Here is a 21,567-nt window from a genome sequence, read left to right as displayed (position 1 = left end):
ACTAAAAAGTGCCTTTTTTGAAACTATGTAAAATGAATGTTATTTAATAAATGTGCCTCGGATCGGATAGTCGTTTTCTCTTGAAAACTTAATCCCACCTAGCAATTGCTCTAAATCAGGACGAACAAACGGGCTGTTTGATATATCGACCATTTGAAGCTGATTTTTTTCATTAAGTACAAAAATCCCTGGCTCAGCAAATGGATGGTCAGTTTCTGCATCACTGCGAGGTTCGCTAATATGTAGCCCTAAATCTGTCATTTGCTCGATTGTTAAACCATAGTAAATTGGGAAATTAATATCTATTTTTTCGAGATGTTTATTAAGCTGCTCATGGCTATCACCACTTACTGCAACCACTTCAACACCAGCATCTTTAAAGTCTTTATGAACTTTAGCAAGCTCGTTGAGTTGCGCAGTACATTTAGGGCAGTGCTGGCCTCGATAAACAACAATCATTTTCCACACAGAGTCACTTATTCTGTCGACTATATCTATCTTTTTCTCATCAACATCACTCACTACTAGTGATGGCATAATATCCGCAGGTTTTAAACTAGTGTTACTCATTGCGATCTCCTTTTACTGTTTCAGATTAAAAATCAATTTGCTCTTACCCACAGACCTTAGGGTAACTTTCATTAATTCAACCTGAAAAATGTAATTAAAAATCTATTAGGGCGTGTTGATCTTTGCGGATTGAAATTTGTTCAATCTAGGGCCGATTAAATCGCGGCGCGAGGTTTGTAACCTAGTGGGCTAAGTAAAAACCGAGTAACAAAGAGTTTATCGCCCCTAGGCAGAACCCGAAGGGCAGCGCATGTTTGGCATTTATGCTGCGTTATCGCCTATTTATGGGGAGTAACCACACTTCATAGGCTCTGCCTTGCCTAAAAACCAAACATACTGCTGCAAATTCAACCATCAAAGATCAACACGCCCTAGTATTTAAGACCATCCCTTTATTTTTCTATAAATGGTGGATGCACTTACCCCTAAATAAGCAGCAGCAAGAGGAATGTTGTCTTCACAGCTTTTAATTGCATTTTCAATCGCCCTTTTTTCAACTTGCCACAAAGGTTCTATATCGTGAACAGACATAGGAGATAATTGGACCCCCTGCTCGTTTGTATTGTGAATTGACTTAGTTGAGCTTGAATGCTTCACAGCGCCTAATCCAAATGAGTTTGGTAGCATGTCCTTTTCAATTACATCGCCATCATTAATAACGACTGTGTTTTCAATTACATTTTGTAGCTCGCGAATATTTCCTGGCCAATCGTAATTACAAAAAAGTGCTTTAACTTCATCAGAAAAGCCAATAAAATTCTTTGCATTACTATCGCTTTTTTGTTTTAAAATATACTCAGCGAGCAGTAATATATCGTTTCCGCGCTCTCTTAAAGGAGGTAGTTTTACGGGAATAACATTTAAACGATAATATAAATCTTCTCTAAAGCGCCCTTCAGCAACCTCTATTATTGGGTTTCTGTTTGTTGCACAGACTAAGCGAACATCGCTGTGTAATACTTCACTACTGCCAACTTTGCTAAATATGCCTGTTTGTAAAAAGCGTAACAATTTGGCTTGTAAGTTAAGTTCCATTTCACATAATTCGTCTAAAAATAACGTGCCGCCGTTGGCCACTTCAACTGCGCCCTTTCGATCGCTTAACGCACCACTAAACGCACCTTTAACATGACCAAAAAATTCTGATTCAAATAACTCAGCAGGAATTGCTGCACAGTTTATAGCAATAAAAGGTCCTTTATTTCGGGGGCTTGCATCATGGAGGGTCTGCGCGCACACTTCTTTACCAGTACCACTTTCACCTGTAATAAATACACATGCTTTGCTTCTAGCGGCACTATCAAGCAATCTAAAAACGGTTTTCATTGCGAGTGATTCACCAACAAAATCTTGGCTTTTATCTCTGTTTTTAACCAATGGCTGTACTTTAACTTGCTCTTTTGGTGTTAACGCACTTTCTACTGAGCTAATGAGTCGCTGACTTGTAAAGGGTTTCTCTAAAAAATCAAAGCCACCTAAACGCATTGCTTCTACCGCTATATCAATGGAGCTATTAGAGGTGATCATGACTACGTTAGCAGGATTTTTTTGTTTATTTACAAATTGTAAAACCTCAAGCCCGCTTATATCTGGCAAGCAAACATCTTGTACTACCACTGCCGGCATTTTTTCTTTAATACCAACCAAGGCAGAATAACCATCAGTAAAATGCTTACATTCAAAACCTGCCTGTTCAAGTTGACTTGCATACAAAGCACCACTGGCGATGCTATCTTCAACAATATAAACAAGACCTTTATCCATTATATCTGACACGGCTTTCTCCTAAATAGCGATACTATTACTCATTATTTGATATGCATCTCGGGTTTTATCCAAGTTATGCTTAATAACAAGCGCTGCGTGCAAATTTTCTTCTGTGGTTGATGGTGGTGAATCATGTAATTGTGTTGCTAATGCAGCTAAAGGAGACGCTCCATATAAAGCGGCTGAGTTTTTTAAAACATGCATTATTTCTCTAATTTTTATAATATTTTCACTGCTAATTGCCGTATCTAATTGGTGAGCCATAGTGACTAATTCATCAATAAATAAGTTAATTAATCGAGCTAACACGGTTGTCCCAACATCCTTTTCGAGTTGAGTTAATACATTTAGCTCGGTAATACTTTTATCGACAAACTGCTCTGATATAGGCATAAACCACCTTTGTGTAAGTTAAAACTTCGGACACTAATAAAATGTAAAAATTGTAGTTTAAGAGTAATTTGTTTTTTGCATTTTGCAAATCAAAATGTATATAAAAAATTACAGAGCCCAGGTATCAATACTTTTTGTTAATGTTTGCGGCTTATCGAGCAAATACCCCTGAGCTATATCGCAACCAAGTTGTTCTAATATTTGTAATTGCTCATTCTCTTCAATGCCTTCTGCTACCGTTTGTAAGCCCAATCGTTGAGCCATCGCAATAATTGCGCTACATAACGTAAAGTCTTCATTATTAGTTGAAATACCACTTACAAAACTGCGATCAATTTTTAAACCATCAATATCAAATTGACGAAGTAGACCTAAAGACGCGTACCCAGTACCAAAATCATCTATCCACACTTTTACGCCTTCTTTATGGAAATTTTCAAATGCCTTAGCTATTTTATCAGGACTATGAATGAGTGCAGTTTCCGTTAGTTCTACTTTAATTGCCTCTGGCGGTATTTGGTACTTTTCTAGTAAAGACATTACTTTTGAAAACACATCACCATCTAAAATTTGTACCGGTGAAATATTTAATGAAACAGCAATATCTGTCATACCAAACTGCCGCATATGTTTTAAATCAGACAAACACTGTTCAAAAATCCAATCACCTAATTCTAAAATCATTCCCGATTGCTCTACATGAGGTATAAACTCATCAGGACCTACAATACCAAAGTTTGGAGATTGACACCTTACTAGCGATTCAAAGCCAACCAACTTACCCGTTCCTAGTGATACAAGCGGTTGATAAACCATTTTAAAATAGTTATTTTGCATCGCATCAGACATGATTCTCTCTAACTCATGCCACCTTGCGAGATTGACTGGACTTTCCGATTCTAAATATTTAAATGCATTCATGGTTTGCTCCGATTTTCACCCTTAGTGACTTATACATTTAAGAGCAAGTTATAGACCATTTAAAAGGCTAAAGAATAAAAATAAAAACCATTAAATTCAGTATGTTAAATTTATTTTTTTGAATTTTTAAATTATTTCATTTTATTTGCATTTTGCAATTCAGTTTGCAATGCACTTAAATTAATAGGTAAGCGTTTACTAAACCTAAAAAGCTTAGAAACCAGCAAACAATTATTGGCAAAAAGTTAGAGTTAGTAATTAAAGGTGAGCATAAAGGGGAGGTTTTATAAAACTGATTAGATTACCCATAACCTAAGTTGGAAGGCGTTCAGATAATTTTAAAGCTAGGTTTAAAAAGTTAATAATTGTGGTAGAAAACAAAAAAACGCAGGCAACAATAAATAGTTACCTGCGCAAAAGTCTCTAGTTTGAAAGGGTGTCGTTATTTTCGTTTTTAAGGGCTGTTACGTGTTGTGCATAGCTAGTATTTTGCTGGTCAAACGTGTTACTCATTGAATGTGCACTTTCAAAGTCAGCTTGTGTAAAAGTAATCGGCTGTATATCAGTTAATGGCTCTACAGAATCGCTACCGCGTAAAACTGTAATACCTATTACTAAGGTAGCTACAAGCAAAATAGACAAAACCATAATTTCTGGTGTAAGCACCCAATTATTACTTTTAGGCTGTTGTTCGGCTTTTGTGTTTGTTTGCATATTGTACCCCTTAAAAATTTAACTAAATTCGTCTTGATTTGATATGTAATACGTTGCGAAACTTGTGCCAACTAAATAAAAGCAAGAACAAAATAAAATAAGCAATAAAATCAAGTGATTATTAAAGGTTAAAAATAAAATTTAAAATCCAACGGTAATTCGTAAAACTACATTTTTATTTTGAATTGCAATTTGCGAATAAAAATAAAAAACCACAATAAAAACACTCATTAAATACTAAAAAATAAATTAAAATTACTCCTAAAACACTAGGTTAATTTCTCCATTTATCAAATTTTAAGCAACATAAATCAACTTTTATATTACTTAACTCAACATTTCCCACGCTTGCGCTAAACGAGTGAGCTTTAAATGCTTAGATTCAATAGCCAGTTTTGGTGCATATTTATCAAGTAATAAATAAAGCGTTTCACTTACAATTGGCTTAGCTAAATAATCATTCATCCCAGCTTCTATAAACCGCTCTTTATCACCATGAATCGCATTTGCTGTGAGTGCAATTATTGGGGTTACTATACCTAGCTGCCTAATTGCTTTGGTTGCAGAGATCCCGTCGAGTATTGGCATTTGAATATCCATAAAAATAATATCAATTTTATTGTTTTTAGCCTTGGCTATTGCCTCTTGCCCATCACTAGCTATATGCACCTGGCATCCTTTTTGTTCTAAAAACTGCCTAATTACAATTTGATTATTTGTATTATCTTCAGCAACCAATATAGTGGTTCCGTTCAACTGAGTTAACCCTGAAGGGCTCTCTAAAACCTCTTTTTGTTCACGGTTAGTAAATATAATATCTAAATGAAATAACTGCTCTTCCAATAAACTAATTGCTCGCGGTACATGCGATACTTTAAAAGGGCCATTTAACCTAAGCTCTCTGTCGTTAAGATTTTGCGGTAATAAGCTTTCACCTAGTAAGTCTAAGATAAGTAAGCACGGTGAATTAAGGGAGTTATATGTACTTATACGCACGCGCGCTTGGGCTAACATTTGAGGATCAGTTAATATAATCGCATCTGGAAAATCATTATATTCTGGTATATCAGGACATATCTCATAGTGTTCAAAAGCGATAGAAAATCGAGTAACCGTGTGTTCTAACGCTGTTTTTAGGATTTGGTTACTTCCTACTATCCATACTTTTGGTTTTTTACTTCGTGCTGCAAACCCCTCTCTTAAAATTGAGTCAGTTGTGTCTATTTGTAGTGGGTAGTTAACTACAAACTCACTCCCCTTGTTAAGCTCAGAACTAACCGAAATATCCCCACCTACTACATCACAAATCTGCTTACATATCGCAAGGCCTAAGCCACTACCACCGTGTTTTCGGGTAATTGAATTATCGGATTGGATGAAAGGCATAAACATACTTTCTATTTTATTTTTTGCTATTCCCATTCCTGTGTCTTTCACAGATAAATGAAGATTTAAATTATTACCTTTATTGTGAGTACATCTAACCGTAACCGTTATTACGCCCTGCTGCGTAAACTTAATTGCATTGGCTAGTAAATTAATAGCTATTTGCCTTATACGCGCATGATCTCCAATTACTTGAGTGGGAACATCTGGATATAAATCAAAAATAACCTCAAGCCCTTTTTCTAAAGCGCTTTGGGAAATTATATCTATTGCTTCTTCAATACACGTATCAATACTAAATTGTTGATTATCGAGCGTTATAGCTTGTGCTTCAAAACGCGAATATGTTAATACGTCGTCAAGCACACTCAGCAACGCATCCGAACTCGTTTTAATCATTTGTGTGTAGCGCATTTGCTCAGACGTTAAACCTGTATGATGTAAAATATCTGCAGATCCAATCACAGCATTTAATGGCGTGCGAATTTCATGGCTAATATTTGCCATGAATCGGCTTTTTGACTCAGCTAGTGTTTCAGCCTGATGTTTAGCTTCAAGTAATATTTGTTCACTTTCTATACGCTCCTGTATATCAACCAGTGTTGCTGCAATTGACAATAAATCACTTTCGTAGCGACCAACAATGGGAGTTAGTGTAATTTCAACCCAGTTATTTATACCTTCGGCATTAATTAAACGTATATCGAAGCGACGTATGTCGCGCTTGCCTTGTTTATAATCAAGTAGCGTATTACTGACTTTCTCTACATCTTCTTTTGCTATAAATTCAATTATAGGTAATCCGAGGCTCTCATCTACTTTAGTATGTAATACATGCTGCCACGCTTGATTTATAAATAATAAATTACCGAGTGTATCCAGGCGTAAAACAATATCGGGAATATTATCAACTACAGAATGGTAATTATATTCTATCTCAGCCATTGCTTGCTCAGCTTTAACTCGCTGAGTAATATTAGTTTCTATGGCAATAAAGTGCATCACCTGCCCTGCATCATCTCGCACTGGGCTTGCATCAATAGCAACCCAATAAACATTACCATTTTTATCGTAATTTATAGTTTCTACTTGAAAAGGAAGTCCATTTTTTATTGCATGAGACATAACCTTACAACTTTCTTTACATGTTTTTGGGCCCTGTAATAACTCACCTGGTGTAATACCTATAACTTCATCACAGGTGTAACCTGTAAGTACTTCAAAACTATTATTAACCCACTCAATTGAACCAAATTTATCTGTAATAATAACTAAGTTGTTTGTATGACTCGCAACAAGGGATAAACGTTTAGCATATTTTTGCTGCTGCGTTAGCAAAAATTGAGAGTCTTTATGACGCTGAATATCATAGAGTGACCCTATAAAACCGCTTTTATCATCATAAACTAATCTCAGCTCAAACCAGTTTACGAGCCCACTACTACTTTTTATTTGTATTTCTACACTTGGAGCCTGCTTTCCTTCAAGCAAACAACAACTGTATGCAACAAAATGCATAATATCATCGCAATTCATTAACTTAGTTATATTAGAACCGATTAACGAATCGTTTGAGTAACCTAGTTTTTTCCCCCAAGCCTCATTAATATAAGTAAGATTTAAATGTTTATCGCATTCAAAAATACACTCATCTAAAATAGCTAACAACTTTGCCTGACGTCGATTACTATTGGAGAGTTTTTCAACAAGTGCATATTGGATTTGCACTTGTAGTTCATCATTATTATTCATGCTCTCTCCAATGCTTTATAAAAGTATTGCTATCACAAACTCGCGCATAAAGAGGAAAAACCTCTTCACAGTAAAATGTTTGTTCAAGAGGAGTGCGGCTCGAGGTGCAGTCGCTTAAAATAGTGACATTAAAACCGAGTTCAACAGCCGTTCGCGCAGTTGAATCAATACAGATAGAAGTCAATGTACCGGCTAAAATTATATTAGTGACGTTATGATTTTTAAGCTTTTCAGCTAAGGCTGTATGTGTAAAAGCATTTAAACCTCTTTTACCTGGCACCACCTCTATAACATTACTAAAAGGGTCTAGCTGCTCAATTGTTTGAGCACCGTATGAACCTGCTTTAAATGCACCTACATCTGCAATGACTTTTAATATACCAATCGGATTTTTAAGCTCGTTGTAGCTTTGCGTAAAATGAATAGGTGTATTAACAACTAAAGCAAATTGCTCTGCAAAAGAGGTTAATAAAGAGAGTGTATTTTCTACCACGCCGGTAATTCTTGATGACTCTTCAACCACCTTATACAGTACGCCTTTTGGAGAAAAGTAATCGTTTTGAAAACCAATCAAAATAAGCGCAGTTTTAGAGAAATCAGGCATCGTTGTTCCTTATTAATCAATCTAAGACGCTAGCTGCCAAGGTTTAATAAATTTTTCGAGTACTGCTTTTGTCACTGGCTTTTGTAAATAGTGAGTAATACCTTTTTCGAATAATTCTGCTATTTGTTCATCGCCGGTCAGCCCCGTTAAAATAACTTTTGGTGTGTTGTTATTAGGTGTGTTTTGACTCACTAATTGCTGCGCTACGTCACTGCCAAACATTCCTGGCATGCGCTCATCTAAGAGTAGTAAGTCAAATGATTCATTTTGGGCGAGCGTTAATGCACTCGCTCCATTTTCTGCACATGTTACTAAGCAACCCAACATTTCAAGCATTACTTTTGTAGCAATTTGACTCGGTAAACTGTCATCCGCAACCAATACAGATAAACGTGTCTGCGTATGAAATGTAGCTAAAATAGTAATTAAATCAGTATCAAAAAACGGCCAGCCTAATATTTTTTTAGAGAGTTTATGATCCTGGCTAAGCTCACTAATGTCGTTAATAGTGCACAGCTTTATGTGTGTATTTAAGCTGTCACTATTTAATCTATCAGTTAGCGCGTCACCACTAAGATGACGTAAATCCTCTAGCTGCACCGATTCCCTAAAATTACTATTAAACAATTTAAAATTTAAACCAAAGCGGTCATGAGTATTAGCCGACATTTTTAAGCAGCTTTTAAGTAACGCCTCACAATCAGTTAAAACGTCTACATTTTGGCTAATATCAAGCGCTAAACTAACAGATTCTTTTGTTGCTAAAAGTCCGTGAAAATCAAGTGTGTTTACTTGCTCAGAATCATCAATTTGGCAATGAAAACTAACTCCTTGGATATTTGCTTCGAGCGTGAGTAAAAAACTCTCTTTTACAGAAGCCAACGCCGGGATAAGAAACTCTTCGCATTGCGCGATCATTTGTTCAAGCGGAATTTGCAAACAGACGTAATTACAATGCAATTTATTAATTAAGGTAATAGAAAAAGTTCGATTTTGGGTTTCACAATATTTACCTATTACTCCTTGGATAATTTCTAAAACGTGACTATTAATATTCATAAAGTACTCTCGTTAACCCAATGTATAGCTCTACATCATCAAGTTATGTGCCATAAATTAATTTTTGTAAACACACTTGCATTCATAGACTTAAGTATTAGGCGAATAACTTTTTAGTTTGCTATTCGCATTTTGCAAATCATATTGCTATGCATAATATGGTTTATAGTTTTATTAGAATGCTGCAATCGATTTTTTTCGCTTTAAATTATTTTCCGATCATTTAAACTGATATTAATCAAATTGAGGAGAAAGCTATGTTAACTGTAATTTTTGGCCGTGAAGGCTGTCCATTTTGTGTTCGTGCGAAAGATGTTGCTGAGCAACTATCAAATGAACGTGATGACTTTAAATTTCGCTATATCGACATAATTAAAGAAGGTATTAGTAAAGCCGACCTTGAAAAGTCAGCGGGTAAGCCTTGCCCTACAGTTCCACAAATTTTTGTAGACCAAACACACATCGGTGGGTTTACAGAATTTGAAGCTTACGCAAAAGAAAACCTAGGCCTGTATAAATAAGCTTTGTATTAAATATGTTAACCAGTTTAATAAACCTCACATTGCGCTGGTTAAATTTCGACCAACATCAAATACATACAAATTAGTTTCAATTTATACAAGCATTTGCCTCGCGAATCCTATATAATGCGCGCCTCTTTAAATTCGTTGAGGCGTATTAATGTCAGAACCAGTCACGTTTGAATCTCTAAATCTTTCTCCTGCAATTTTGAAGGCAGTTGAAGAGTTGGGTTACAAGACACCATCTGAAATCCAAGCTCAATGTATACCGTTATTGCTAGAAAGAAAGGACGTACTGGGACTAGCTCAAACGGGTACAGGTAAAACCGCAGCATTTGCACTGCCATTACTAAATAATATTGACCCGTCTGTGAAACAGCCACAGATCCTTGTACTCACACCAACACGTGAGCTTGCGATCCAAGTTGCTGAGGCATTCGAACAATATGCTAAACATGTTCGTGGTATTGAAGTATTGGCACTATATGGTGGCCAAAGCTACAGTATCCAATTAAGCGCACTTCGTCGTGGCGCTCAGGTTATTGTTGCAACTCCAGGTCGTTTAATCGATCACATTAACCGTGGCACTATCAAGTTTGATGCTCTACAAGCACTTGTACTTGATGAAGCCGATGAAATGTTACGTATGGGCTTTATCGATGATGTAGAAAGCATCATGGAAAAAACACCGCGCGAAAAGCAAACATGTCTTTTCTCTGCGACTATGCCTAAGCAAATTCAAAACATCAGCAGCAAATATATGAACAATCCTGAACAGGTTCATATTTCTGCGCGTAACTCTACAGTATCATCTGTTGAGCAAGTGTTTTGGAATGCAAGCGTACATAAAAATAAAGCAATTGTTCGCTTCTTAGAAGCTGAACAGTATGAAGGTGCTATTGTTTTCGTACGTACACGTAACGATACAGTACAACTTGCTGAGTTATTAGAGCGCGAAGGTTTCTCTGCTGCTCCACTTAACGGTGACATGAACCAGCAAGCACGTGAACGCACTGTAGAACGCTTAAAAAGCGGCATGCTAAATGTTGTTATTGCAACAGACGTTGCTGCTCGTGGTCTAGATGTTGACCGCTTAAGCTTAGTTATCAACTACGATATCCCACAAGATTCTGAAGCCTACGTTCACCGTATCGGCCGTACAGGTCGTGCTGGTCGTACTGGTAAAGCAATTTTATTCGTAAAACATAACGAACGTTATTTACTTAAAAATATCATTCGTCATACGAAGTCTGAAATTGCACAAGTTGAATTACCAACTGCAAAAATCGTTGAAGAAAAACGTATCGAAGCGTTACAAGCAAAATTAACTATTGCGCTTGAAAACAAAGATATTACATTCTTTAACGAGATAGCTACTAACATGGCTGAAAAACTTGATCTTCCTCTTGAAAGCTTAGCGGGTGCGTTACTGTGTTTAGCACAGCAACAATCTCCAATTAAAGTTGAAGAAGTTAAGATTCAACCTCGTGAACGTAACGAGCGTAACGACCGCAACCCACGTGACCGCAACGATCGCGGTGACCGTGGACGTCGTAACGAACGTGGCGGCGAACGTGGTGGTGAACGCGCTGAGCGTAAACCTCGCGAGCGTAACAGCCGTGATGCAGGCCCTATGGATACTTACCGTATCGAAGTAGGTCGTGAACACGGTGTTCAGGTTAAGAACATTGTTGGTGCTATTGCTAACGAAGCTGACATTTCAAGCAAGTTTATTGGTGATATTCGTTTACACGACAATCACAGTACGGTTCAATTACCGCAAAACATGCCTAAAGATGTACTTGATCATTTCCAAAAAGTGTTTATTTGTAAACGTCCTATGGGCTTAACAATTACCACTGATCAAGGTCCTGCTGAACCACGTGGCGAACGCTCTGAGCGTCCAGCTGGTGACAAAAAGCGCACCTTTAGTAAAGATAAAGACGATAGCCAACGCGGTGATAAGCGTACTGGCCCTCGTAAAGAACGTCGCCCAGTAAGCTTTACAACGCCGAAATAAGCAACGACTCTTTAATAAAAAACCTTGCCACGTAAGTGAGCAAGGTTTTTTTGTGTCTAAGCTGCAGTGAAAACAAGGTAAATTTTCGCGTCAGTTCAATAACGCCTGAAATAGTTCTATTAGCGAGGGTTCAGGTTACTTAATGCCTATAAATACGTTTTCTTTGATTTTTAAAATAACAAAAATTCTGTAAACTAAGCAAAGGCTATAATTCACGGACGAATTAAAATTGAGAAAACATTACGACAACTTACTCTTTGTAGCAATAATAAGCTTCCCCCTGCTTTGCGTTGCAATCCCTATTTTAATAGACTTTACAGATCCGCCATTTATCTCAAATAAGCTCTACAACTTTGTTTGCTTTATAGCCTTCCCTGTTATGTCTGGTGCTGTATTTATCTACTTAAATATACTTATATTCAATAAATATAGACGCTGCAGTAAATACAGAGAGCATCTTAAATATAGTTTTTCAGATACAAAAACGAAGTTATCATTAATCTTCACGTACCCATTACTCCCTTTGTTAATCTATGCAAGTCTCTATTTTTTATTCTCTGCTCCCATTAAATTATGGGCTTACTACACGCAAGGCGACTATTGGTATAAGGAATATATCCTCACGGATGTACAAGAATGTGGAACGGATTATGAAGATAGTTGTACTCGTTTATACTTTAAAGATCCTAAAACGAATGAAACTCACGATTTTAGATGGTACGACGATAAATCTACAATAATGAATAACAAAAACGACTATGTGTATATTGTTGGTGAGGCCAGTTTGTTTGGCTATATAGTGAGAAATTTAGAAAGGTAACTTAGACTTACTTTTACATTACAGGACTTTTATTTAAAAACCTCACTCAAGTGAGTGAGGTTCATAAAGGTTTAGGTTAAGGCAATGCTGGATAAATGTAGCTTGCATCTAAACCTAAAGGAATACCAAGTGCCCAATAACCTAGCAAAAAAATACTCCAGCCAATCATAAAGGCGATTGAGTACGGTAGCATAATAGCAATTAAAGTACCTATACCTGTGCCTTTCACATACTTTTGACAATACACCACCACTAATGGGAAGTATGGCATTAACGGTGTAATAATATTAGAACTTGAGTCACCTACACGATAAGCAGCTTGAGTTAAGTCTGGTGAAATGCCAAGTTGCATTAACATCGGTACAAAAATGGGGCCTAGTAATGCCCATTTTGCTGAACTTGAACCTACAAACAAGTTAACAAAGCCAGTTAAAAAGATAATGCCCACAACCGTTACTGCACTTGGTAATTCCATTGCCTTTAATAACTGCGCACCTTCGATTGCGAGCAGTGCACCTAAATTTGATTTACTAAATGCAGCAATAAATAGCGAACAGAAAAACGCCATGACGATATAATATGCCATGCCGCTCATCGCTTTACTCATGGCATCTATCATGTCTTTTGAAGTTTTAAAGGTACCTACCGTAAAGCCGTATACTGCGCCGGGTATCCAAAATAATAAAAAGATTAACGGTACAATAGATTGCATTAATGGCGAGCTAAAATTAGTTAATGAGCCGTCGCTGCTGCGCATTGCCGAATTACTATCTGCCGATACATAAGCAAGTAGCGCAAGTCCTGCAACCATAACTGAAGCGGCAATTATAAATGCACGTTTTTCGTCACTACGGGCATCTTCAAATACTGGTAGGTCTTCTTTAGCACCATCTACCGCTGTTTTTTGTAAACGTGGTTCAATAATTTTATCGGTAATGTACCAGCCTAATGCCACAATAAATAAGCTAGATGCTGAAGCAAATGCCCAGTTATTTAACGGGTTAATTGTCATTGCAGGATTAATTATTTGCGCTGCACTTTGAGTAAAGCTTTGTAGCAATGGATCAATCCCTGATGGAATGAAGTTAGCCCCAAAACCACCACTTACACCCGCAAATGCAGCTGCAATACCCGCAAGCGGATGGCGTCCTGCAGCATAAAATATAACACCAGCAAGTGGAATAACTAACACATAACCTGCGTCAGTAGCGGTATGGCTCACAATGGCTACTAAAATAATTGAAGGCGTTAAAAGTTTTTTAGGCGTGACTTTTAACATGAGTTTAAGGCCTGTATTGATAAAGCCAGAGTGTTCTGCAACACCTACACCTAACATAGCCACTAACACTACGCCTAAGGGTGCAAAGCCGGTAAAAGTTTTTACCATAGAGGATAAAAAGGTGGCGAGCGAGTCACTTGCCAGCATATTATTAATAATAATGGCTTCGCCTGTACGGGGATCAATTGCGTCAAAACTTACGCCTGAAAACCACCACGACAAGAACCAGATCAATAACATAGCAAATAAAAATATAATTGCCGGATCTGGAAGCTTATTGCCAACCCGCTCAACAAAATTTAAAAAACGCGCAACAACCCCTGAAGGTAAAGCGTCTTGATTATTATTCATATTTGATTACTCATTAAATTTATTTTAACAACAGTATCGTATTAAAACGCAACAGTAAATTAACATAACATCTATTTTAGGGCCTTTGAAAGCAAAAAACACGACAGCGCTGAGCTAATCGTGTTTTTCTTTTATCGGTTTTGTTAAGCGAGGGCTTTAACGTCTTCCCACAAGCGTGCAACTAATGTCTTATCTTCTTCATTAAGCTCGCCATTGCGATACGCTTTAACTAAGCTCTGCTCTACAGTTTCGTTTAGCTCATCTATACTGATTGTCAGCTTTTCTACTTCGGCATAACCAACTGCAAGATCAAAATGACCTCGTAAATAGCCGCCTGCAAATAATTCATCATCAGTTGCTTTTATTACTAAATCATCGAAGTACTGCTGGGCTGCATCGATATAATTCACTAAACTCATTTACAAATCTCCTGGTTTTGCAAAGCACCTGTATTTTCAAGGTTTTGGTGCCCTACTGCATACATAATATGATCGTTAAATCCGGTGGTTACTTTAATATAACCTGTTAATTCATCATCTAATTCGCTGTCGCCAGTATCACAAATAAGGGGGCGACCGTTAAGCGCTTGTAGCTTTGTTTTTGTTGCTACTACAATAATATTTTCTTTGCCAATTGCACGTATAAGCACAGGGCTCAATTGCTGATTACCACGGCCAAATATATGCCCTTGCCCGCCAATGAGCGTAATGACTAACTTAGTACTTTGCTGGCTAGTAAACTCAAGTAATTGCTTAGCCGTTAAATCTTGGGCAACTAAGGTTTGATCTTTTATTAAGTCAACGCCAAGTAAGGTATTATCGAGTCCCATTTCTTCCATTATGGCTTCAACCGTTGAGCCGCTACCCATAATATAAAATGTGTCTTCATCCATTTGCGATACAACATGCGCAGCAATGTCGGCAAGTACGAGTTCGTCGGTTTCTTTGCCGCCATTTTTAACCGCTTGCATATAACGTACTTCACTTGGTGTTTGCATTTCACCATAACGTTTTGCTTTTACAGTGCCTTGCCTGAAAGCATCTTCATCTATATCCATTACATCGGCATCAGCTAAGGTAACTAACTCCCCCTTAACCAGCATTTCAACTACGCGCCCTGCAGCTTTTGGGGTAATAGCGTACACACCAGAATGAATTTTACAGCCTGCAGGAATACCAAGCACGGGAATGGTATCTTCTATTGCATGGCAAATATTACGCGCTGTGCCGTCGCCTCCTGCAAATAAAACTAAATCAACACCAAAGTCTTTAAGTACTTTTGCTGCTTGTTCTGTGTCATCTGGGGTTGTTATTACTGCAGAGTTGTATACAACCTCTACATTAAAGCCCAAAGCTTTGGCTGTTTGCTCACCCATGTCACCGTTGACGGTGTAAATGGTTAAGCGTTCTTTATAAGGCAATAGCACTTCAAGCGCTGCTTTTGTGCGGCTATTTGCTTTTGGTTCTGCACCTAATTCGATTGCTTTGGCGGCTGTTTGCGCGCCATCACTGCCTTTTAAAGCAACTGTTCCGCCTAAACCCGCGACTGGGTTTACAATTAAACCTAATTTAAACGCCATTACAAAGCTCCTTCGGATGTTGCCAATTAAATTGCTGCGCTGTTAATGGCCAAGGTGTGTTATAAAAATCAGAGAGTGCTTTTAAAAGTGACTCTGTACGAAAATTAAAGCCATTTTCGATAAGCGATAATACACGTGCATGTACTCGCTGCTGAAAATCAAACCGACATGTCTGCTCGCCGTTTAAGTTATCCACCGACACATTAAAATTAAACCCTGCTGCGGTGCTTAATAACCACTCTATAGCTTGAGGCTTTACTTCTACGCTTTCAAACTCAGCTTGTTTTTGTTTGTCGCGTCCATCAGGACAATACCAATAACCATAATCTTCTAATAATCGACGTTCATCTCCGGCCACCAGCCAATGCGCTATTTCATGTAATGCACTGGCATAAAAACCATGCGCAAATACAACTTGGTGATATGGCACGTGCTCTGTTGCAGGCAGATACACAGGCTCACAATCGCCTTTTATCAGCTGTGTATTATAACTTTGATAAAAAGTGCGTTCAAAAATTGAAATTAGATCAGCTATTTGATGCATAAAATTGGGCTAATTTGTCTCGGTTGCAGCGCTATTGTGCGCAGTAAAAACGAGACGAATTGTACGGGCTTTTACAGCTAAAGTAAAAATAAGGCGTGATAGTAAAATATAAGCGGACTAATCTTTCACTTTATTGATATTTTTAATAATACCTAAACAGTAAAGCGTATTGGCAAGTTCTTTACGCTGCGTTTTTTCACTTGAGGTTTTATTGGCTAAGCTAGTTAACATATCGTACCGTTTACGTAGAGTAAGTATATATCTGGCATGCTTACGGCATTCAAAGCAATGAGTACAGTGCGAATCGACCCAAAATCTTAATGTTTCAAACCAATATTGCTGCTCTTGAGCAAAAAAAATAAATGCCTTAGAGCAAGTCTCGCACTGCTCCTCAATATCTACATAGAGTGTTCGAGGAAAAATGGCATAATTTTGCTTTTTTATATCAGCCAATATTGCCGTATTAGGGAAGTATTTAAGACTCGAGTAACGCCAATGCCCTTTCTCTATCTCCTCTATTGTCACTGAGGTATTTGTAGTTATTGGTCTATTGCCATACCTTGGGTGGTTAAGGTACATATATCTGCCTATTTTAAATTCACAGCTTACATCTTAAAAGTAAGCTAAATAAAAGCAAGTTAAAGCAAGTTAAAGCAAAATCAATAATACGTAGTTATTATCCGAATTTAGGTATAAGTAATTTCTACACTTTGAATAATTTAGCCCATTAAATACTTTCGGCATTAATATTACTTAGTGTTCAATACCCTCTACTTTTACCTGCTTAGCTATATGGTTTTTTAGCAAACGGGTATTGCGCGTGTTAGCTTTAAAAAATGCATCAAATATATCGCCAAAAAATGGCACTAATCCGCCCACAAAGTCTATGAGCATATTGATAATCATCTTAGTCTTTATACGTTTACTCACACCTAAACGCTGCGCTTCTATCAGCACATAACTTGATAAAATTAGCCCTGCGGCATCACCTATAACGGGAATTAAACCAATCACAGCCTCTAGGCCTATATTAAATTTAGTAAAAGGAATACCAATACTGCTATCGGTTAACTTACTGAAACGTTCTAAGCGGGCTATTGCAGCTTGGGCTTTTATTTGTGAGTGTTCATTAATATTATCGTTCATGATTACTACCCTCCTTTGTACAGTATATAGGGCTTACTTGAACAATTCCTGAAAGGCATTAAATAAATTACAGGCACAAAAAAACGCGGTAATCCGCGTTTTTTTATAATTATAAATACTTACACTGAGCCGTTAATTGGTCCGTGTTCGTGATTTACATGTGGATTTTGTCCGCGTTGACGCAGTAAATGGTCCATTAATGTAATAGCCATCATTGCCTCAGCAATCGGGATTGCGCGAATACCCACACACGGATCGTGACGACCTTTAGTGATCATCTCTACCGCTTCGTTGCTTGTATTAATACTGTTACCCGGAATAGTAATGCTCGACGTTGGTTTTAGCGCAATAGAAGCAATAATATCTTGCCCTGTCGAAATCCCCGCAAGTACGCCACCTGCATGGTTTGATGTAAAACCTTCAGGGGTTAGCTCGTCGCGATGCTCAGAGCCTTTTTGCTCAACTACATCAAAGCCATCACCAATTTCAACACCTTTAACTGCATTAATACTCATTAATGAGTGTGCAAGTTCGGCGTCAAGGCGGTCAAATACTGGCTCACCAAGACCTACAGGTACGTTGCTTGCCACTACTTTTACTTTAGCGCCAACTGAGTCACCTTGCTTTTTAAGGTCACGCATATATTCGTCAAGCGCTTCAAGCTTACTTGCATCAGGGAAGAAAAATAAGTTGTTTTCAACTTCATCCCAATCAAACGTTTCCGCCTTAATAGGTCCAAGCTGACTTAAGCATGCTTTAACTTCAATACCATGAAATTGCTTTAAGTATTTTTTAGCAATAGCACCTGCCGCTACGCGTATTGCGGTTTCGCGTGCAGATGAGCGGCCACCACCACGATAATCGCGCAGGCCGTACTTATGCCAATACGTGTAATCGCCATGACCTGGGCGAAATACATCTTTAATTTTGCCGTAATCTTGCGAACGTTGATCGGTGTTTTCAATTAATAAACCAATACTAGTACCTGTGGTTTTACCTTCAAAAACGCCTGCTAATATTTTTATTTGATCGCTTTCGCGGCGCTGCGTTGTATAACGGCTTTGGCCTGGTTTTCGGCGATCTAAATCAATTTGTAAGTCGGCCTCTGTGATTTCAAGACCTGCGGGAGTACCATCAACAACGCCGCCTAATGCAACGCCGTGGCTCTCACCAAAGGTGGACACTTTAAATAACTGTCCAATGCTATTACCTGCCATTAACTTTCCTCATTCCTAATGACTACCAATAGCCAAGCACAGGGCTTGGCTATTCATTTTTTACTTATACCAATTCAAATAAATAGCTGATCTATTTTACTTGCTAAAACAACCCATTTCTTTGTTGTAAATTTCGCAAAGGGAACAACCATTTACATCAATTTACGCCTAGAACTGAATTATTTTTTCGGCGTAAAATTTAGATCACATACTTAATGGAATTGGTATTATTTTGCAAAATACTCATCTAGCTGCTTTTTGCTAATTACAAATACACCTAAGCCGCCTTGTTCAAATTCAATCCATTCAAACGGCGCGCCCGGATACAGTGCATCCATATGTACCATAGAGTTACCAACTTCTACAAATAACAAACCGTTATCAGTTAGATGTTCACTCGCTTCGCTTAAAATAGTACGGGTTACATCTAAACCATCGTGTCCTGATGCAAGCCCAAGCTCTGGCTCATGATGAAACTCACGTGGCAGGTCAGCCATATCTTCTGCATCAACATACGGTGGGTTTGCGACTATTAGGTCGTATTTTTGACCTGGTACACCGCTAAATACATCAGACTGAATTGGCAGCACACGGTCACTTAACATGTAATCGTTAATGTTTATGTCTGTCACTTCAAGCGCTTCATACGATATATCTACCGCATCAACTTGTGCTTGCTCAAAAGCTTGAGCAAGTGCGATTGCGATACAACCCGACCCCGTACATAAATCTAATATGCGGTTAACCGATTGTGGCTCTTCAAGCCATGGCGTAAAGCGATTACTGATAAGCTCAGCGAACGGTGAGCGAGGTATAAGTACACGCTCATCCACATAAAATGGCATACCCGCAAACCATGCAATGTTAGTTAAGTAAGGTACTGGTGTGCAGTCGTTAATACGTTCTGCAATAAGACCCGCAAGTCGGTTTTTTTCTGTGCTTGTTAAACGCGCATGCATTAATTCTTTTGGCGCATCAACAGGCAAGCTAAGCGCAGGCAATAATAAGCTTACAGCTTCATCCCATGCGTTATCTGTACCGTGTCCAAAAAATATACTACTACTTGCAAATTGGCTTGTAGTCCAACGTAACCAGTCATGTAAAGTTGACAGTTCTGCAACGGCTTCTTCGAGTGTTGCTTCTTCTATTTGTAAATCGCTCATATATTTTTACCTGTATTAGCTTACTGACTGTTTTGAGTCTTTAAGACGATTGCATTGCCTATCTGCGCTGGGCAAATTACAATTGCCCCTCATTTAAGTATTGTACCGCCTTTTGCGCTGCGTTTTTACGTTTTTTTGTTTAGGTAATAGTTATGAAAAAAGACACTCCATCACATTCGTCCCTAAGCAATGACGACATAAGCTTATTTCGTCAAACGATCACAGGCGCCAAAGTATTTAAACAAGATACTCATCGTTTTGATACAAAACCTAAGGTGTCACAAGCTAAGCAATTTGCCCAGCAAAAAAAGCAGGCTCAGTCTGAATTTTTCTTCTCAGACGTTTATATTCCCGATATAGACACCCACGGCACGGTTAAATATGTAAAACCAGGCCAAGACAGCTTTTTAGCTAAACAACTTCGCCGTGGCGACTTTGCACCCGATTTGACGCTAGATTTACATGGTTTAAATAAAGAACTTGCTAAAGATGAACTCGCTGGGCTGATTCACGAATGTAAAAAGCAGCATTACTATTGTGCGTGTGTAGTGCATGGTATTGGTGGCGGCGTATTAAAGCACAAAGTACCGCAGTACTTAGTACAGCACCCAGACGTAATAGCAATGCACCAAGCCCCCCTCGAATATGGTGGCAGAGGCGCTGTACTCATACTAATTAATTTACCGCAAAGTGATGAATTTAGACGCTAACTTTAGCTATTACTAGGATGTAAGTTCGTGCATATTTTATCGATTATTTTTCCGCTCATCTTTATTGTTGTACTGGGTTATAGCTGTTGTAAGTTAAAGTTTTTTAACGAACAACACATTGCGGGTCTAAGTAAATTTACTTTTTATGTGAGTTTACCTGCCTTTTTAGTACTAAATATGTCGCAAATAAACCTGCAACAAAGCATCAGCCTTTTTGCATTTATGAGTTTTTACATACCGGTTTTATGTGTGTTTGGATTAGGCATTTTAATTGACCGCTTTTACTTAAATAAGCCATGCTCTAATAATAAAGCCATAAATTATCAACAACACAGCGTATTTGGTTTGGCAGGAAGTTATTCAAATATGGTGTTGGTAGGTATCCCAATTGTTATAGCGTCACTGGGTAAAGAGATGATTGCTATTGCATTTATGATCATCACCTTTCATAGCACATTGCTATTTGCCCTCACCTTTTTAATTGGGGCAAAAGGAAATGCTGAAAACTTCTCATGGTACAACTTTGGCAAGAGCATGGTGCTAAACCCTATCGTACTGAGTATTGGTTGTGGGTTGATCATTAATGTATCTGGGCTAACTCTATACGATAATTTAGTAAGCAGTACAGATTTACTCGCCAAACCCGCTATTGCGTGTGCTTTATTCGTACTTGGCGCAAACTTAGTATTTTATAAAATAGCGGCAAACTGGCAGCCCGCGCTTATATCTTCATTATTAAAAATACTTGTATTACCGGCACTAGTATTAGTGGTAGGTACTTATGCATTTAAACTAGACGCGCAAATACTCAATGTATTAGTGCTTTTAAGCGCATCTCCTGTAGGCGTAAATGCTTACTTAATTGCCAGTCAGCTAAAGCAGCATCAAGCTACACTTGCTGGCGCTGTGGTGTTTTCTACTATTTTAAGTGTTATTAGTTTTACACTTTGGCTGGCTGTATTGTTGTAAAAAAATTAAATTATGCACTTTAACTCTTTTCAAATTAACTTAGGTAACTTAACCATAAGTAAGTAAATATATCTAACTGTAT

Annotated in this window: 21 protein-coding genes; 5 read left to right on the top strand and 16 right to left on the bottom strand. The window is 37.9% G+C overall.

Going from position 1 to position 21,567, the window contains the following annotated elements:
- Positions 1–39: 39 nt before the first annotated feature.
- From PX700_RS16720 to PX700_RS16685, 8 genes are all read right to left on the bottom strand, one after another.
- Positions 40–570: a redoxin domain-containing protein gene (locus PX700_RS16720; RefSeq protein ID WP_415637695.1), complete on the bottom strand. Its 531-nt coding sequence runs from the start codon at positions 568–570 to the stop codon at positions 40–42.
- Positions 571–948: 378 nt separating this feature from the next.
- Entirely contained in the window at positions 949–2,346 is a 1,398-nt protein-coding gene (locus PX700_RS16715) for a sigma-54-dependent transcriptional regulator (protein WP_479521337.1), read from the bottom strand.
- 9 nt (positions 2,347–2,355) lie between these two features.
- Positions 2,356–2,730, bottom strand: a complete 375-nt coding sequence (locus PX700_RS16710; RefSeq protein WP_479521336.1) for an Hpt domain-containing protein — start codon at positions 2,728–2,730, stop codon at positions 2,356–2,358.
- A gap of 108 nt (positions 2,731–2,838) precedes the next feature.
- A complete protein-coding gene (locus tag PX700_RS16705; protein WP_479521335.1) occupies positions 2,839–3,651 on the bottom strand; it encodes a putative bifunctional diguanylate cyclase/phosphodiesterase in 813 nt (270 codons plus the stop codon).
- A gap of 423 nt (positions 3,652–4,074) precedes the next feature.
- Complete coding sequence (locus tag PX700_RS16700) at positions 4,075–4,365, bottom strand: hypothetical protein (RefSeq protein WP_479521334.1); 291 nt, start codon at positions 4,363–4,365, stop codon at positions 4,075–4,077.
- A gap of 327 nt (positions 4,366–4,692) precedes the next feature.
- Complete coding sequence (locus PX700_RS16695) at positions 4,693–7,503, bottom strand: PAS domain S-box protein (protein ID WP_479521333.1); 2,811 nt, start codon at positions 7,501–7,503, stop codon at positions 4,693–4,695.
- Entirely contained in the window at positions 7,496–8,107 is a 612-nt protein-coding gene (locus tag PX700_RS16690; protein ID WP_479521332.1) for a cysteine hydrolase family protein, read from the bottom strand. Before PX700_RS16690 ends, PX700_RS16695 begins: the two co-directional genes overlap by 8 nt.
- A 21-nt stretch (positions 8,108–8,128) precedes the next feature.
- Complete coding sequence (locus PX700_RS16685; protein ID WP_479521331.1) at positions 8,129–9,166, bottom strand: response regulator; 1,038 nt, start codon at positions 9,164–9,166, stop codon at positions 8,129–8,131.
- A 257-nt stretch (positions 9,167–9,423) separates the two neighbouring features.
- Between PX700_RS16685 and PX700_RS16680 the strand changes: the two genes are divergently transcribed.
- The 3 genes from PX700_RS16680 to PX700_RS16670 all read left to right on the top strand — a co-directional run bounded on the left by PX700_RS16680 (position 9,424) and on the right by PX700_RS16670 (position 12,527).
- Entirely contained in the window at positions 9,424–9,687 is a 264-nt protein-coding gene (locus PX700_RS16680; RefSeq protein ID WP_004587283.1) for a GrxA family glutaredoxin, read from the top strand.
- A gap of 160 nt (positions 9,688–9,847) precedes the next feature.
- Positions 9,848–11,707 carry a DEAD/DEAH box helicase gene (locus PX700_RS16675; protein ID WP_479521330.1) on the top strand — a complete coding sequence of 620 codons (1,860 nt, stop codon included), beginning with the start codon at positions 9,848–9,850 and terminating at the stop codon, positions 11,705–11,707.
- A gap of 229 nt (positions 11,708–11,936) precedes the next feature.
- On the top strand, positions 11,937–12,527 hold the full coding sequence (locus PX700_RS16670; protein WP_479521329.1) for a hypothetical protein: 591 nt from the start codon (positions 11,937–11,939) through the stop codon (positions 12,525–12,527).
- Positions 12,528–12,603: 76 nt separating this feature from the next.
- On the opposite strand, the gene PX700_RS16665 is transcribed toward PX700_RS16670, so the two are convergent.
- From PX700_RS16665 to prmB, 8 genes are all read right to left on the bottom strand, one after another.
- Positions 12,604–14,157, bottom strand: a complete 1,554-nt coding sequence (locus PX700_RS16665; RefSeq protein WP_479521328.1) for an AbgT family transporter — start codon at positions 14,155–14,157, stop codon at positions 12,604–12,606.
- A gap of 143 nt (positions 14,158–14,300) precedes the next feature.
- Positions 14,301–14,576: a YfcL family protein gene (locus tag PX700_RS16660; protein WP_479521327.1), complete on the bottom strand. Its 276-nt coding sequence runs from the start codon at positions 14,574–14,576 to the stop codon at positions 14,301–14,303.
- Positions 14,573–15,736, bottom strand: coding sequence for an ATP-NAD kinase family protein (locus PX700_RS16655; protein WP_479521326.1), 1,164 nt, complete (start codon positions 15,734–15,736; stop codon positions 14,573–14,575). The genes PX700_RS16660 and PX700_RS16655 overlap by 4 nt, the downstream gene beginning before the upstream one ends.
- Complete coding sequence (locus PX700_RS16650; RefSeq protein ID WP_479521325.1) at positions 15,726–16,280, bottom strand: elongation factor P hydroxylase; 555 nt, start codon at positions 16,278–16,280, stop codon at positions 15,726–15,728. The genes PX700_RS16655 and PX700_RS16650 overlap by 11 nt, the downstream gene beginning before the upstream one ends.
- 117 nt (positions 16,281–16,397) lie before the next feature.
- Positions 16,398–16,859 (bottom strand): zinc-ribbon domain containing protein, encoded by a 462-nt coding sequence (locus tag PX700_RS16645; RefSeq protein ID WP_479521324.1) that lies wholly within the window; start codon positions 16,857–16,859, stop codon positions 16,398–16,400.
- Between the two features lie 174 nt (positions 16,860–17,033).
- On the bottom strand, positions 17,034–17,426 hold the full coding sequence (locus PX700_RS16640) for a DUF4112 domain-containing protein (RefSeq protein WP_479521323.1): 393 nt from the start codon (positions 17,424–17,426) through the stop codon (positions 17,034–17,036).
- Between the two features lie 119 nt (positions 17,427–17,545).
- Complete coding sequence (gene aroC, locus PX700_RS16635) at positions 17,546–18,643, bottom strand: chorismate synthase (RefSeq protein ID WP_008138551.1); 1,098 nt, start codon at positions 18,641–18,643, stop codon at positions 17,546–17,548.
- Between the two features lie 227 nt (positions 18,644–18,870).
- Positions 18,871–19,806 carry a 50S ribosomal protein L3 N(5)-glutamine methyltransferase gene (gene prmB, locus PX700_RS16630; protein ID WP_007377743.1) on the bottom strand — a complete coding sequence of 312 codons (936 nt, stop codon included), beginning with the start codon at positions 19,804–19,806 and terminating at the stop codon, positions 18,871–18,873.
- Positions 19,807–19,958: 152 nt separating this feature from the next.
- On the opposite strand from prmB, the gene smrB reads away from it, so the two are divergent.
- A complete protein-coding gene (gene smrB, locus PX700_RS16625) occupies positions 19,959–20,516 on the top strand; it encodes an endonuclease SmrB (protein ID WP_024598396.1) in 558 nt (185 codons plus the stop codon).
- 27 nt (positions 20,517–20,543) lie between these two features.
- The gene (locus PX700_RS16620; RefSeq protein ID WP_479521322.1) at positions 20,544–21,485 is read left to right on the top strand and encodes an AEC family transporter; all 942 of its coding nucleotides are present in this window, start codon (positions 20,544–20,546) and stop codon (positions 21,483–21,485) included.
- Positions 21,486–21,567: the final 82 nt, after the last annotated feature.

Source organism: Pseudoalteromonas sp. TP27 (assembly GCF_056470645.1).
The sequence above is the reverse complement of the archived record's forward strand: the minus strand, read 5'-3'. Positions and strand labels throughout refer to the sequence as shown.

Coding starts and splice junctions, on each gene's coding strand:
- PX700_RS16720 (WP_415637695.1), bottom strand. CDS start 570: ATGAGTAACACTAGTTTAAAACCTGCGGATATTATGCCATCACTAGTA.
- PX700_RS16710 (WP_479521336.1), bottom strand. CDS start 2,730: ATGCCTATATCAGAGCAGTTTGTCGATAAAAGTATTACCGAGCTAAAT.
- PX700_RS16705 (WP_479521335.1), bottom strand. CDS start 3,651: ATGAATGCATTTAAATATTTAGAATCGGAAAGTCCAGTCAATCTCGCA.
- PX700_RS16700 (WP_479521334.1), bottom strand. CDS start 4,365: ATGCAAACAAACACAAAAGCCGAACAACAGCCTAAAAGTAATAATTGG.
- PX700_RS16695 (WP_479521333.1), bottom strand. CDS start 7,503: ATGAATAATAATGATGAACTACAAGTGCAAATCCAATATGCACTTGTT.
- PX700_RS16690 (WP_479521332.1), bottom strand. CDS start 8,107: ATGCCTGATTTCTCTAAAACTGCGCTTATTTTGATTGGTTTTCAAAAC.
- PX700_RS16685 (WP_479521331.1), bottom strand. CDS start 9,166: ATGAATATTAATAGTCACGTTTTAGAAATTATCCAAGGAGTAATAGGT.
- PX700_RS16680 (WP_004587283.1), top strand. CDS start 9,424: ATGTTAACTGTAATTTTTGGCCGTGAAGGCTGTCCATTTTGTGTTCGT.
- PX700_RS16675 (WP_479521330.1), top strand. CDS start 9,848: ATGTCAGAACCAGTCACGTTTGAATCTCTAAATCTTTCTCCTGCAATT.
- PX700_RS16665 (WP_479521328.1), bottom strand. CDS start 14,157: ATGAATAATAATCAAGACGCTTTACCTTCAGGGGTTGTTGCGCGTTTT.
- PX700_RS16660 (WP_479521327.1), bottom strand. CDS start 14,576: ATGAGTTTAGTGAATTATATCGATGCAGCCCAGCAGTACTTCGATGAT.
- PX700_RS16655 (WP_479521326.1), bottom strand. CDS start 15,736: ATGGCGTTTAAATTAGGTTTAATTGTAAACCCAGTCGCGGGTTTAGGC.
- PX700_RS16650 (WP_479521325.1), bottom strand. CDS start 16,280: ATGCATCAAATAGCTGATCTAATTTCAATTTTTGAACGCACTTTTTAT.
- PX700_RS16645 (WP_479521324.1), bottom strand. CDS start 16,859: ATGTACCTTAACCACCCAAGGTATGGCAATAGACCAATAACTACAAAT.
- PX700_RS16640 (WP_479521323.1), bottom strand. CDS start 17,426: ATGAACGATAATATTAATGAACACTCACAAATAAAAGCCCAAGCTGCA.
- aroC (WP_008138551.1), bottom strand. CDS start 18,643: ATGGCAGGTAATAGCATTGGACAGTTATTTAAAGTGTCCACCTTTGGT.
- prmB (WP_007377743.1), bottom strand. CDS start 19,806: ATGAGCGATTTACAAATAGAAGAAGCAACACTCGAAGAAGCCGTTGCA.
- smrB (WP_024598396.1), top strand. CDS start 19,959: ATGAAAAAAGACACTCCATCACATTCGTCCCTAAGCAATGACGACATA.